A 14,778-nucleotide genomic window follows, 5' to 3' on the forward strand; every position below is an offset into this window, starting at 1 on the left:
TTATGTATTTCCCAGAACAACCCAATCCAGACGAAGTTTTAAACACCAACCAAACTGATGTTCTCCGCATTCACTCTTTAGAAACTTTTGGCACCCATGATGGTCCAGGAATACGAATGGTGATTTTTGTACAAGGATGTCAATTCCGATGCTTATATTGTCAAAACCCGGATACTTTAGACATCAATGGCGGAACTCTTATTCCCATTGAAGAATTGATTGAAAAAGCATTACATCAAAAGACTTATTTTGGCGAAAAAGGCGGCGTAACCGTTTCTGGCGGAGAACCTCTTTTACAACGCGCCAAACTAATTCCGTTTTTTGATCGTTTGCACGAAAATGGCATTAATACCTGCTTAGATTCGAACGGACGCGTATTAGATTCCCAAACCAAATCTCTTTTAGAAAGAACCGATATATTGCTTTTGGATGTCAAACACATCAATAAAGAATGGCACAAAAAGCTAACAGGTCTAAAAAATGAAACTACCTTAAAAATTGCAAAATATAGAGAAAGTACCGGAAAACCAATGTGGCTTCGCTATGTATTAGTTCCGGGATGGACAGACCAAGAAGAATACTTGCGGGAATGGGGACAACATTTTACAGATTATAAAACGGTGGAACGAGTAGAAATCATCCCATTTCATCAACTAGGAAAACACAAATGGGAACTTTTACAATTAGATTATGCTTTTGCCGAAATTAAAGCGCCAACTACTGCCGAAATCGAAAAAGCAGCAACCATTTTCAAACAGTATTTTAATCCCGATATCGTAGTCATTAAATAATTCGAGATTTTACTGTTGTTTAACCGTCACCCCAAACCTATTCCATAATTTAAAAAAACTTCAAAATGGCTAAAAATAAATATATGATGGCTGCCGCCGGCATGACTATTCAACTTTCAATTGGTTCCGTATATGCCTATAGTATTTGGGTAGAACCCATAAAAAATGCACTTGGCTGGGATATCAGCTTATTAAAAAATGCCTTTATGCTGGCTATCTGTTTCTTGGGATTATCCGCAGCATTTTTGGGTAGTTTTGTACAAAAAATAGGGCCGAAAAAGGCGGGAATTCTAGCGGCTTTATTTTATGGTTTAGGATTAATTGGCGCTGGTTTTTCTATTCATTTGCAAAGTATTTTTTTATTCTATTTATGCTTCGGGATTATAAGTGGGATTGGCTTAGGGCTTGGTTATATCACTCCGGTAGGAACTGTTCTAAAATGGTTTCCGGATAAACCTGGTTTTGCTTCCGGGCTAATTATTATGTCTTTTGCTTTTGGTTCTATCATTGCTTCGCAAGTAATTACGCCACTTACACAAAATTTTGGCGTAGCCAATGCCTTTTATATTTTAGGGATTGTCTATTTTATTTTCATGTTACTTGCTGCTTTATACCTAGAATCCCCGGTTAATACTTTAGCTTCTAAAACAGCAACCAATACAATCAGCACTCCAGAAAAAAGTGCTATTTTCAAAGAGAGCAGATTTTATAGCCTTTGGTTATTATTGTTTTTAAATACGATTTGTGGGATTGGGATTATCTCAAAAGCGGCAATTTTAGGAAAGGAATTTGCTAATTTAGAAGGTTCACAAGTAATTTTATTTGTAGGTCTAATTGGCTTAAGCAACGGACTAGGACGTTTATTTTGGTCTTCTATTTCAGATAAAATTGGGCGATGGAATACCTTTATGACTTTCTTAATTATTGAATTAATTTGTTTTGCAGCTCTTGCCTTCACAACAAATGCATTGCTGTTCCAAATATTGGTTTTTGTTATTATTAGCTGTTATGGTGGTGCATTTGCAACGATACCGGCATTTATCAGGGATATTTTTGGTACTGAGCAAGTCGGAAGTGTTTTGGGATATGTTTTAACAGCTTGGGCAGCAGCAGGAATTGTTGGTCCTATTTTGATTACATTGACTCATAGCGCTACTATCTTTTTACTATTTTCAGCTATAATCAGTATTGCAATAGCAGTAGGAATTGAGTTGAAACGTAAAATCACCGTTTAACTTTATCTCTAAAAACCAACACATAAAAAGTATCTTCTTTTTGAATACAAAGGAGAATATATACACAAAAAAACTCCATACCCATTACTAGCGGGTGTGGAGTTTTTTTTACTGTAATTAACAAAAAACGAAACTTCTCTTATCGTTTTTTGGTTCCTAACACTCTGATATAATTAACTAATTTCCACCGTTGGTCTTCTGTCAATAATTCTTCGTAGGATGCCATTGGTGTTTTTCCATTTGTGATTTTCCAAAAAATAGCTCCATCAGTTTCTTTTGTCACTTTTAAAGCTAAAAAATTTGCTGGTTTTCTTTCCAAAGTCAATCCTGCCGCTCCATTTCCCTTTCCTTGTACTCCATGACATAAAACGCACATCTGCTCAAAAATTTTCTTACCATCGGCAGTAGCACTTTCGTTACCTGCAAATGGGTTTTTTACACTATTTGAATGTTCAGGTGCTATCCAATTACTACTTTGAGCATTACTTGAATTGCTGCCAAGAGCTAGTAACGCTACTACAACTAAAAACAAATATTTATTTTCCATGGTACAAAAAATTAAGTTAGGTCTTTCAAAGTTATGTTTTTACTTAAATAGAAATACTGATAATTATCAGTATTATCGAAATAAATTATATTATATTTAAAAATATAGACTTAATTTTATTAAATATATTTTTATCTTTTTTTCAAAGATTTTAAAATTGGAAAAACTTAGATTTTATGTGAAATTTGGAGGGTAATTTCTATTCAAATATAAATCAATAATAATTAGGACAACCAAAACATTTCACTTTTAAATCAAATTGGTAAATTACCGAAAGTTCATAAATCCCTCCTGTGTTTCCTATTTTTGAAGTATTAAAATCATACGAATAACCAAATTTAAAATGTTCGTATTGCAACCCTCCATATGGATTTATTGAAGTCAAGAAATGACTGTTGATTGCTTTTTTTCCGGGATTAGTAGCTGCTGTAACTCCAAAAAAGAATTTCTTAAAAACCAACCCAACTCCTAAATCAAACCGGCTGTATTGTCCTTGATTCATATAATTTGAAGTCAAAAGCATTCTGGTTTCATAAGGAAGATAGGTAATGTCGATGTAATCCCCCAATAAGAATTCATATCCGGCATTGACAGAAAAGAAGGTTTCTAAAGGCACATTTCCATTGGCAGCAAATGAAATATTAGGTTTATTAATATGTTTTACTGAAGCTCCAAACCAAGCATTTTCATTGTTAAAAAGCATTCCGGCAGAAAAATCAAAAAAACTAACTTTATCATTGAGCAACAGCGGATCTACACTAGAATTATTTATAGTTCCTGAATCGATATTCATTTGATCTTCTAAAATAATATTCTGAAAACCATATGATTTATTTCCAAAACCAACTTCTACTGCAGGTCGAAAAAACCAATTATCATTAAGTTGAACCCGATACGCATAATTGACATTAACTTGAGTAAAATTATAATTGGTTACTTTTTCTCTGTGGTTCAAAATACTAATTCCTATTCCGCTGTTTGCATTTTCGGACCAAGTGTTTATAAATCCAAAATCAGTATCAACTCTAAAATTAAGTTCCGGCCATTGGGTTTTGTGCAAAATTCCCGCAGTAGTCGTTTCTAAAAAACCTGTAAAACCAGGATTCAAGGTTTCCGGCACCATAAAATATTGAGTAAAAATAGGATCTTGTGCCTTAGCAGAAAAAGAAATACTCAACAGAACTATATATACTATTACTTTAATTTTCATTTTTATAGTGCTTATTTTATTAATGTAAAAGGTCCATTTTCGTTTAGAATTGTCCCATAGAAAGTAGTCGCTTTTACTTTGTAATAGTAATTTCCGTTTTCAGAATCTTTTCCTTTTATTTTGCCGTCCCAACCACGAAGGGTTTCTCCATTTTCGGTAAATATCAATTCGCCCCAAGTGTCATATACATCCATTTGTATTGTTTTTAACCCTTTAAAAACCGGTTTAAAATTTTCATTAATACCGTCTAAATTTGGAGTAAAACCATTTGGAATCATTAATTTATATCCTTTATCAATCAACAACGTAACAACGTAAGTATACACGCACCCTAAAGGATAAGTAACGGTTTGAGTCACTACATAACTGCCTTCATTTACATAGGAATGAATTGGATTTTCTTCGGTAGAAACACTACCGTCACCAAAATTCCAAGAGATAGCACTGTAGCCTCCCGTTGCCGTATTTGTAAATTGAATCGGATCAACAATCGAATAAATTCCGTAGGTAGAATAAGAATAGGAGTTTGTACTAAAAGAAGGATTTCCGAATACTGGTACCTCAACATTGAAAGAATAATTTGCCATACAACCTAAAGCATCGGTAACATTTAAAACTATAGTTCCACTTTGATCAGTAGTCATTATTTCATTCATAGTTCCGCTAACTATTCCGCTGGACCATACTAATGAATAAGGAGGAAAACCACCTGAAACTTGGGCAATAAAATTTTGTTCCACCGCTCTGGTGTCACAATCAACCAATGTTTTTGTGCCGATACCAATTGTTATAGGCTGTTGTCTGTTAATGCTATATTGCTCCTGTTTTGTACAACCATTTGCATCTGTAACCGTAATTAAATAATTGCCTGCTGGAATATTCGTTAAATCTTCCGTTGTAGCGCCATTGGACCACGCAAAAGTATATGGTACTGAACCTCCGGATACCATAAGATTTATGGCTCCGCTGTTCGCATTATCACAATCGAATGCATTGGAAACATTAGCCGTTAAAACTAATGCTTGCGGCTCAAGTATAACAAAGGTTTTCTTTATTTCACAAGGTTTTCCATCGCTGATAGTTACTGTGTATGTCCCGGGGCCAAGATTATTTCGAGTTAAACCAGCTGTACTTCCGTCACTCCAAACTAAAGATACCGGAGCAATTCCCCCAACTAAATTCAAGGTAATACTTCCATCTTTTGCACCAAAACAAGAAATATTTTTAACTACCGGTTTTGTTGTAAAAATAGGCACTTCTGGTATATTTACATTTAATGTTTGTTGACAATTAGTAGCATCCGTAACTGTAATTACATAATCTCCCGCCGAAAGATTATCCTGAAAAGTCCCTGTAGCTAACGTATTCCAAAGCACATTATAAGGCGCAACTCCACCTGAAACAGCAACATCAATTGATGCATTATTATCGCCGTAACAATTGATAGCAGTGGTAGTCGCTGTCATCAAAATTTCGGGAGATTGAGTCACAATCACAGATAGATTTTTGGTACAACCGGAATTATCGGTCACAATCAAATTGTAGGTACCCGCTGAAATAGTATTTAAATTTTTATTGGAACTTGTAAAATTATTAGGCCCAGTCCAAGCATAATTATAATCGAAAATACCCGGAGAAATTTGAGTTGGCGTTCCTCCTGCCACATTAATAGTTATGGCTCCGGTTGCGGTTCCAAAACACAAAACATTGGTTTGACTAACTAAGTTTACCTGTAAAAAGGGTGGTTCAGTAATCGTATAAGTAGCCGTTACCGGACCACAATTATTGGCATCCGAAACAGAAACTATATATTCTCCCGGACTTAAATTAGAAATATTTTGGGTATTTGCAAATGGAGTACCATTCAAAGTCCAAGCATATTTATAATTCAAAGTTCCCCCTGTTATTGAAATTGCTATTGCACCATTGTCACTTCCAAAACAAGTGCTATCATTTTCAAAGTCAGTAGTTAAAGCAATGGCATCTGGTTCTGTGATTGTGTATGTTTTTTCAAAAGGACAACCTCCATTCTCTGTAATTGAAAGCGTATAATCTCCTGGTTTCAGGTTAGTGATAACTGCTGCATTAGAGGTGAAACTGTTGGGTCCTGTCCAAGAAATTAAATAAGGTGCTCCCGAACTAAAAGGAATTCCACCAGTTAAATTGGTTTGTATTGAACCTGTATTACTACCAAAACAAGTACTATTAGTAACAATACTATTAGAATTTACAGCCGGATTTACCGTAACTGTAACTGTAAAACTAGCTCCTGCACATGACCCTGAAGTTGGAATAACGGTATATGTAACTGTTGCCGGACTAGTAGTCGTATTAATTAGCGTTTGACTAATTTCATTTTGCCCAGTTCCTGTATGACTTCCCGTAACAGCATTTGAAGGAATAATTGTAGGCGCCGACCAACTATAAGTAGTTCCAACAGGCACAATATCACCGCTTGAAGAATCAGGTGAAATAGTAAAAGTTGCACTACTGCAAATTACAGCTGTTTTATTTGCAATTACAGGATTTTGATTGACCTGAACTGCAGCAATAGTAGAGGTTAAAATCGAACATCCACCGGTTGAAAAAGTAATTACACAATAATAATATACAGTTCCAACTGCAGTTGTCGGAGGATTATAGTTATCAGCTGATGCACCTGGAATAAGCTGACTTCCTATTAAGGAATTCACAGTATTAGAATACCATTGATACTGTTGCGTTCCTACTCCATTAATCGAAGTTACTTTTAAAAGTGTTGGTATTTCTCCCAAACAAACGGTGCTCGAGATGGGTTGTAAGGAGAATGTTGGTGCCAAATTTACTATTACTGCCGCTGTATTAGTCGTCACACTGCAACCAAAACCAGTTTGAGAAATAATACAGTAATAATATAGTGTTCCTACACTTGAAGTTGATGGTGTATAGATTGCGTTTGTTGCTCCCGAAATTAAAGCTCCTCCAGTATTTGAATTTGCAACATTTGAATACCATTGATATGAAAATGTTCCGATTCCTCCTGCTGCAATAACTTGTAAGTCTTGAGCAGTGGCTCCATGACACAATATCTGAGAAGGGATTGGTTGAGTACTTATTGATGGATCTGCAACTACAATAACTTCGGCTGGATTACTTGTTATTGGACCGCATCCGCTTCCTGATAAAGTTACTACTGCATAGAAATAAGTAGTTCCTGTTGTAGTAAAAACCGGTGGCGTATAACTTGAACTAGTTGCACCCGAAATTAAAGTTCCACCAATATTTGAATTTGCAGTATTTGAATACCATTGATAAGCAGCAGTTCCCGTTCCTCCTGAATAACTTACTGTTAATGGACTTGCAATAGTTGCTCCTACACATAAACTTTGAGTTGGTGTTGGATTACTAGTAATAATTGCTCCTGACGTAACGCTAACAGTGGCAGTATTCGAACTGATACTAGAACAACCACCTGATGGCAATGTGATAACACAATAATAATAAAGTGTTCCAACAATCAAAGCTGGTGGTGAATAAGTAGCACTCGTTGCACCAGAAATTAAAGTTCCACCACTATTTAAATTTGAAGTATTTGAATACCATTGATAGGTTGGTGTTCCAACGCCATTTGTATAGGTAACAGATAACGTTGTTGGCGTTCCATTTTGACAAGCAGTACTTGAAACGGGTTGGTTTACAATTGTTGGTGCGGCAATAACTATAACTGCTGCAGGAGCGCTAATTACTTCGCAACCTGCACTACTTTGACTTATTTTACAATAATAATATACGGTACCTACAACCGTCGTTGGCGGTGTATAAAAAGCATTTGTTGCACCTGAAATTAAAGTCCCACCACTGTTAGAATTTATTGTATTTGAATACCATTGATATAAAAATGCCCCTGTCCCTCCTATTGCGGTAACTTGTAAATCCTGAGGAGTTGAACCTTGACACAATGTCTGAGAAACGATTGGTTGAGTACTTATTGTTGGATCTGAAAATACAATAACTTCAGCTGGATTACTTGTTATTGGACCACATCCGTTTCCTGATAAAGTTACTTCTACATAGAAATAAGTAGTTCCTGCTGCTACAAAAACCGGTGGTGTATAACTTGAACTAGTAGCACCGGAAATTAAAATTCCTCCAATATTTGAATTAATAACATTCGAATACCATTGATAAGTTGCCGTTCCTGTTCCTCCCGAATAACTTACCGTTAATGGGCTTGCAATTGTTGCTCCCACACATATGCTTTGAGTTGGTGTTGGTTCTGCACTAATTGTAACCAAAGGACTAATTGCTATGACAGCAACATTAGTTTTAATACTAGAGCATCCGCCAGAAGGTAATGAAATAATACAATAATAATAAAATGTACCAACAGTAGCTGTTGACGGAGTATAAGTAACATTTGTTTCTCCAGGTATTAAAGTTCCTCCAACATTTGAATTAGTAGTATTAGAATACCATTGATAAGTAGGTGTTCCAGTTACCCCACTCAAAACAAAACTAAGCGGAGTTAGAATTCCGTCTTTACAAACTGAACTCGAAACGGGTTGAGAAGTTATTTTTGGTGCAGGAATTACCGTAATTATATAATTAGTAGTTACACCATTACAAGTACCTATTTTTGGTGTTATTGCATAGGTTACTGTCCCTGAAGTTATACCGGAATTAACTAAAGTCTGAACCGGAATTGTACTAGTTCCTGAACTAACATAGCCCGTAATTCCCGGAGAAGCTGTAGCAGTCCAACTATAAGTTGCTCCTGCAGGAGTGGAAGTTAAGTTTACCAAAGTAGAAGAAGTACCGGAACAAATTGTTTGTGTCAAAGGCGTATTTGTCAAAACAGGAACATCATTTATAGCAAAAGCTTCTGTTGCTAAAATAGAATTTCCACATTCGTTAGTTACAATCAATGAAACCATATAATTTCCAGATGTACTGTAACTAATTACACCCGGATTTGCTAATGTTGATGAAGCAGGAATTCCTCCTGGGAAACTCCAAGCGTAAGTCAACGTACTCGATAAAGGGGCACAAGCATTGACCACAGCTGTTGGGGTAATTGTTGTTGGCCCACAAAAATCAGCAATTAGATTTATGATTGCTGTTGGAGGTTGCTTAACTGTTACGGTTTGAATTGCAGAAGTGACAGAGCCACAGGAATTTGTTACAGTCAATGAAATTGAATAGATTCCTGAATTTACAAACCTAAAAACAGGACTTGCAGAGGTACTGGAACCACTTGAATAGGTGTACGATGGCGCTGTCCCACAATTTGCGGCAGCATAAGTAACGGTCCATAAATACGTAGGAGGAGCACAAGAATTTGTAGTAACAGTTGTATTAGTTGTACTAACTGATAATGGGCCGCAACCGGCAGTTGTATTCAAGGTAAACACAGGAACTAATGGAGCTTCTACACAAATTTGCATTGTTTTAGTTGCCTTGCCACAATACCCCTCTGCTGTCAAAGTGACTTGGTAATTCCCAGGTGTGGTGTACGTATGATTTATATTTTGAATGGATTGTTGCTCTGGTGATCCATCGCCAAAGTTCCAAGTATATATAGAATCCTGAGTACAGGTTTGATTAAAACCTGAAATTGTTGTATTAGTAAATAAAACACTGGTATTAGAACATACATTCGCAGGTACAGCAAAATCAGCAACAGGTTTAATGTATATAGTAATATTAGAAACTGTTGCTGTGGTAACTCCACAAGCATTAGTTACGGTTAGTTTAACAATAAATTCATTACTTGGACAACTTGTTGTGGTATACAAATGCGGTATCAAATAATTCCCTGATGCCGAAGGATTAGATGCATTAAATTGTGCAGAACTCTCTAACTGACTTTGAGTAAGATGCACTATAGGGGAATTATCGCCATAATCAATATCATAAACGGTCCCAATTGAATTGTTTCCCCAAGCCGAAATCCCAAAATCAATATTTATAGTTGGAGCACATAAATTAATTGTACTTCCGGGACTTACAAGTCCTCCGGAAGGATTGGTAACATTTTTAATAACATAAGTCTTAGAATTACTGCATCCGTTAGTTCCTAATGCTGTAACAATCATATTAAAAGCCCCCAACTGCATGTACGTATGCGTTTGAGGAAAAGTAGTAAAATTAGGCGTTGATGTACCATCCCCCCAATCTATAGAATAGGAAGCAATACAAGAAGTGGAAACCGAAGTGTTTCCCACTGATACAACATAATTAGGATTGGAGACTGTCGCATTTTGACAGTTACTAAACGGATTGAATGAACTGTTATTATCTTTAAAACTGATATCCGGTTTTTGTTTTACTAATACATTTTTAGTTACTACCGAAGAAGTACATCCAATAGCATCAGTTACTTTTAACTTTACAGTAAAAGTTCCTATTGCGCAACCCTTAGAATTAAAAGCATGAGTTGGATTTTCTAAAGTAGATGTTGTACCATCTCCAAAATCCCATAAATAAGTATATGGTGCTGTACCTGTCGAAATAGTTGACGTAAATTGAACCAAAGTCCCAGAGCATGTATTGTCATTATTAAATGTAAAATCGATAACAGGCAAAGGAGCAACAGTTACAGTGGTAAAACTTGTTTGGGACTGAGTAGCGCCTGTACTATCTTTAACACTTACTAAGGTGTAGATGAAACTTCCAACAGATGTTGTTGGAACATCCAGCGTTTTGCTATCACCAGAAGTTGTTGTAATAGTTAAATCAGCACCATTATTAATGGTATAAATAAACGTATAGGGGGCTGTACCTCCAATTCCTGTAAAAGTTATAACAGGTTTTGTTCCGTTAATACAAACAGCAGGATCACTGGCCGTTATGGTAGCCGTAGGCAATACGTAAGCACCAGATTTTATTTTAGCTACCGCTAAAGAACCATAATTATTATTTGCAATTAAGGTATTAACTGAAATTATTAAAATAAAAATAAGCTTATGTAGTTTTTTCATAATTATCTAAATAATTGGCTTTATATTTTTAGTCTTTTTTATATTAAAAAAACAAACCATACAAATATATAGCATTGGATAATCATAGCTCAACTATTCAGCGACAGACTGTTACATTTTACTTCTAATTAAAAAAATAAAACCTATAAATTAAAAATAAAGAATAGAATAGTATACTTATTGTGATTAGTCTACAAAAAAAACCGCCTCATTACTAAAAATGAGGCGGTTACTATTTATACATTAACTTCAATTACAAAATATAATCGGTATTAATGAAGTTTGATTCTTTGCTGTTTAATAATGCTTGCAAAATTTCATTATTATAATCATTATCTTTCGAAGCTACAAAAGTTCTTATAGAGAATGAACGCAAGGCATCATGAATACTCAATGTTCCTACCGCAGAATCTTTTCTACCGGTGAACGGGAAAACGTCTGGTCCTCTCTGACAAGAACTGTTTAAGTTTACTCTGCAAACTAAGTTTACTAAAGTATCAATTAGCGGTGCAATGGTTTTGATATCTTTACCAAACAAACTCACTTGTTGTCCGTAATTTGATTCAGCCATATCATTCAAAGGTTCTTGAATATCTTTGAAAGTTAAAATAGGCACAACCGGACCAAATTGCTCTTCGTGATACACGCGCATTTCTTTGCTTATCGGAAATAAAACTGCTGGAAAAATAGAATTTTCGGTATGTTGACCTCCTTTTGCATTAATCACTTTTGCTCCTTTTGCAGTAGCATCATCAATTAATTCCTGAATATAAGCCGGTTTTTCTTTTTCGGGAAGTGGTGTAAGCATTACTCCTTTTTCCCAAGGATTTCCATAAACCAATGCATCAACTTTGGCAGCAAATCGTTTGTTAAATTCTTCGGCAATCGATTCATGAACATACAAAATTTTCAATGCAGTACAACGCTGTCCATTAAAAGATAATGAACCTGCAATACATTCTTGGATAGCCAAATCTAAATCGGCATCCGGTAAAATTATCGCTGGGTTTTTTGCTTCTAATCCAAGAATTAAACGCAATCTGTTTTTATTTGGATGTTGATCCTGTAAAGCAATTGCTGATTTACTGTTTCCGATTAAAGCCAAAATATCAACTTTTCCAGATTTCATAACCGGAGAAGCTACTTCACGACCTCTACCGTATAAAATATTGATAACTCCTTTTGGAAAACTGCTTCTAAAGGCTTCTAATAAAGGAGAAATTAATAAAACACCATGTTTAGCCGGTTTGAAAATTACAGGATTTCCCATAATTAATGCCGGAATAAGCAATGAAAATGTTTCGTTTAACGGATAATTGTATGGTCCAAGACACAATACAACTCCCAGCGGTCCTCTACGAACCATGGCGTTTATTCCTTGTACTTTAGAAAAGTGCGCACTACGAGCATTTAATTCTTTTAAACTTTCGATAGTATCGTAAATATATTCAACTGTTCTGTCAAATTCTTTTTCAGAATCTCCCAATGATTTTCCAATTTCCCACATCAAAAGTTTTACAACTTCGGCACGGGTGGTTTTCATTTGGCTTACAAAGTTTTCCATACATTTAATGCGATCCACTACTTTCATAGTAGGCCATAAACCTTGACCATTATTGTAAGCAGCATCTGCGGCAGCAACAGCTTCCATAGCTTCTGCTTCGCCCATGAACGGAATAGAACCTAATAATGTAGGCTCATAATTAGCAGAAGAAGAAATAGTTGAAAAAACAGGAGTCGTTTGTCCGGTCCATTTTTTTAGTTCTCCATTAACTAAATACGTATCTTGAGTAAGTAAGTCGGTAATTTGAAATTCTTGAGGTATTGTATTCATTGTAAATTATTGTATTTATTAAATGTAATAGATAAAGAGGTATTGATTTATCTAGTCTTCAGGTGCGACTACTTCTCCATCCCAATCTAAAATCCCTCCAAGTAAATTATAAGCGGTTTCAAAACCCAACTCATTCATGATTTCACATGCTTTTGCACTTCTTGCTCCCGAGCGGCAATACACATAATAATTTTTGCTCTTATCTAATGCTTCTAACTCAGTGATAAATTCCTGACCTTTATGAATATCAATATTTATGGCATTAAGTATTATTCCATCATTGTATTCAGCCTCTGTTCTCACATCAAGTATAACTGCATTTTCATCAGCCTCGAATTGAGAAATCCAATCTTCTTGTGATAAATTCATAGTTTATTTTTTTGTAAAAATACAATGTTTTTACGGAACAATAAACGGTGATTTTGTTAATTAGATTATATTTCAAAGAAAACGTTTTCGCATAATTGTAAAAAAGGATATATTACGAATTTGATAAATAAATCACAATAATAATTCACTAAAACCACAACTATCAGCAATATACTTCTTTTAATTCAAGTTTTATGCTAATTTTTTCATTAAAAAAACCAATTCTCCTCTTAATTTTTTAGAGTACTTTTACATCAGTTTTATTCAAAAAGAACTCTAAAAAATAATCTTAAAATGTACAATACTATCAAAAAAATATTTCCCTCTTTTTCAAACGAATTAATCCTTGATATTGAAGCCAATGATGCTGTACAATCCTTTGAAGCAGGCACTATAATTATGCGAACCGGTCAGTATATTAAGAATACTATTTTGGTTACAAAAGGCAAAATAAAAGTCTATCGGGAAGATGAAGAAGGCGGAGAATTTTTTATGTATTATTTACAACCGGGTCAAGCATGTGCCATATCTATGGTATGCGCCACCAAAAATGAAAAAAGCCAAGTTATGGCAAAAGTAGTTGAAGATGTTGAATTGATATTAGTCCCTTTGTCCTTAATGGATAAATGGATGATGAAACACCGCAGCTGGTATGAATTTGTGATTCATACCTATCGCAGCCGATTTGAAGAAGTATTAGAAGTCATTGACAGTATTGCATTTAGAGCAATGGATGAACGTTTAGAATTTTATTTAAAACGTCATGCAGCCTCTTGTGGATGTGGTGATTTAAAACTATCCCATCAGGAAATTGCTTCTGATTTGAATACATCAAGAGAGGTTATTTCTCGTTTATTAAAAAAAATGGAACAACGCAACTTGGTAAAATTACACCGCAATCATATCGAACTCATACAATAAAAACATTCTCAATAAACGGAACTCTACTATTGAATTATCCTAAAAAAGCCTTCAATGTGATAAATGTTACCGTCTTTTAAAATTTTACAAACAATCTTTGCAAATAATTTTTTAATAGTATGGAATATTTAGGATATTTTGCTTCGATAATTATAGGACTCTCTTTAGGCTTAATTGGAGGCGGAGGTTCTATTTTGACCATCCCTATTTTGGTTTATTTATTCAAAATAGATCCTGAATTAGCCACAAGTTATTCTTTATTTATTGTGGGAATTACCGCTTTATTTGGCTGTTATGGCCATTATAAAATGGGAAACCTTAAAATTAAATCAGCACTTTACTTTGCTATTCCGTCCGTTTTTTCTATTTTGATTATCCGAGAAGTTATTTTTCCAAAAATTGCAGCTACTCTTTTCTCTATTGCTTCCTTTCAGGTTTCGAAAAGCTTCATGATCATGATCATTTTCTCTGTTCTTATGATGACGGCGGCCATTTCTATGATAAAAAAAACCAATACTAAAATAAAATCTTCAAAAACAAATTATACCCAACTCGGAATAATAGGATTTATAGTGGGAATTGTAACTGGTTTTTTAGGAGCTGGTGGTGGATTTTTAATCATTCCGGCATTGTTGTTTTTTGCTAATTTACCCATGAAACAAGCTGTTGGAACGTCATTATTAATCATTTTTATCAATTCCAGCATTGGTTTTGGTGGAGATTTATACATTGGAACACCCATCGATTATCCTTTTTTATTAAGCATCACAGCAATTGCTTTTTTGGGTATGATTATAGGAATTCAACTTTCAAAAAAGATTGACGGAAATAAACTCAAACCACTATTTGGCTGGTTTATTCTAATCATGGGAATATACATTATTACCAAAGAAATTTTCTTCAGTTAGTTAA

At 34.8% G+C, this 14,778-nt stretch carries 9 protein-coding genes; 4 read left to right on the forward strand and 5 right to left on the reverse strand.

What is annotated here, in order from left to right; all coding sequences use genetic code 11:
* Positions 1 to 2: 2 nt before the first annotated feature.
* Positions 3 to 791: a pyruvate formate-lyase-activating protein gene (gene pflA, locus O6P34_RS12705; RefSeq protein ID WP_269684884.1), complete on the forward strand. Its 789-nt coding sequence runs from the start codon at positions 3 to 5 to the stop codon at positions 789 to 791.
* Between the two features lie 65 nt (positions 792 to 856).
* A complete protein-coding gene (locus O6P34_RS12710) occupies positions 857 to 2,026 on the forward strand; it encodes an L-lactate MFS transporter (protein WP_269684885.1) in 1,170 nt (389 codons plus the stop codon).
* 139 nt (positions 2,027 to 2,165) lie between these two features.
* Here the strand turns inward: O6P34_RS12710 and O6P34_RS12715 are convergent, their stop codons facing one another.
* The 5 genes from O6P34_RS12715 to O6P34_RS12735 form a co-directional block, all read right to left on the reverse strand.
* Positions 2,166 to 2,573 carry a c-type cytochrome gene (locus O6P34_RS12715; RefSeq protein ID WP_269684886.1) on the reverse strand — a complete coding sequence of 136 codons (408 nt, stop codon included), beginning with the start codon at positions 2,571 to 2,573 and terminating at the stop codon, positions 2,166 to 2,168.
* A gap of 214 nt (positions 2,574 to 2,787) precedes the next feature.
* Positions 2,788 to 3,783, reverse strand: a complete 996-nt coding sequence (locus O6P34_RS12720) for a PorP/SprF family type IX secretion system membrane protein (RefSeq protein WP_269684887.1) — start codon at positions 3,781 to 3,783, stop codon at positions 2,788 to 2,790.
* Positions 3,784 to 3,794: 11 nt separating this feature from the next.
* The gene (locus O6P34_RS12725) at positions 3,795 to 10,742 is read right to left on the reverse strand and encodes a PKD domain-containing protein (protein WP_269684888.1); all 6,948 of its coding nucleotides are present in this window, start codon (positions 10,740 to 10,742) and stop codon (positions 3,795 to 3,797) included.
* 253 nt (positions 10,743 to 10,995) lie between these two features.
* On the reverse strand, positions 10,996 to 12,576 hold the full coding sequence (locus O6P34_RS12730; protein WP_269684889.1) for an NADP-dependent glyceraldehyde-3-phosphate dehydrogenase: 1,581 nt from the start codon (positions 12,574 to 12,576) through the stop codon (positions 10,996 to 10,998).
* A gap of 51 nt (positions 12,577 to 12,627) precedes the next feature.
* A complete protein-coding gene (locus O6P34_RS12735) occupies positions 12,628 to 12,945 on the reverse strand; it encodes a rhodanese-like domain-containing protein (protein ID WP_269684890.1) in 318 nt (105 codons plus the stop codon).
* A gap of 294 nt (positions 12,946 to 13,239) precedes the next feature.
* Between O6P34_RS12735 and O6P34_RS12740 the strand changes: the two genes are divergently transcribed.
* Both O6P34_RS12740 and O6P34_RS12745 read left to right on the forward strand, forming a co-directional pair.
* Positions 13,240 to 13,866, forward strand: a complete 627-nt coding sequence (locus tag O6P34_RS12740; protein ID WP_269684891.1) for a Crp/Fnr family transcriptional regulator — start codon at positions 13,240 to 13,242, stop codon at positions 13,864 to 13,866.
* Between the two features lie 119 nt (positions 13,867 to 13,985).
* Positions 13,986 to 14,774 (forward strand): sulfite exporter TauE/SafE family protein, encoded by a 789-nt coding sequence (locus O6P34_RS12745; protein WP_269684892.1) that lies wholly within the window; start codon positions 13,986 to 13,988, stop codon positions 14,772 to 14,774.
* The last annotated feature ends 4 nt before the right edge of the window (positions 14,775 to 14,778 follow it).

The organism is Flavobacterium lacustre, from assembly GCF_027474525.2.
GTDB classification, from domain to species: domain Bacteria; phylum Bacteroidota; class Bacteroidia; order Flavobacteriales; family Flavobacteriaceae; genus Flavobacterium; species Flavobacterium lacustre.